This is a genomic window from Pantoea sp. GbtcB22 (assembly GCF_019091025.1).
GTDB lineage: Bacteria > Pseudomonadota > Gammaproteobacteria > Enterobacterales > Enterobacteriaceae > Pantoea > Pantoea leporis.
Genome location: NZ_JAGXKB010000334.1, coordinates 1 through 262, shown reverse-complemented (window position 1 = coordinate 262; position 262 = coordinate 1). Strand labels below are relative to the sequence as shown.

Below are 262 nucleotides of genomic sequence, written 5' to 3'. Positions count from 1 at the left end.
AAAAGCAAACATCATTTGATTATTATACCACACAACGAACTTTCTTATTTGCCTTTTGAAATTCTAATCGATTCTTCCGGACATTATCTTCTGGATCGGTTTTCGACCAGCTATAATTATTCCGCGAGCTTCCTCCAAAAGAAATTGTCCGGTCAAAACAACGATGAATTAATAGCGTTCGCCCCATATGCGACTGCGGACGATACCAATTTAATTTTTGGTTCAATTCCCGCATCGCGTGAAGAAGTAAATGATTTGAATG

1 protein-coding gene is annotated in these 262 nt (G+C 38.2%); it reads left to right on the top strand.

What is annotated here, in order from left to right; translation table 11 throughout:
• Positions 1 to 15 precede the first annotated feature (15 nt).
• Positions 16 to 262 (top strand): CHAT domain-containing protein (locus KVT28_RS28395; RefSeq protein WP_368734942.1); only part of this gene is annotated, 247 nt, incomplete at its 3' end.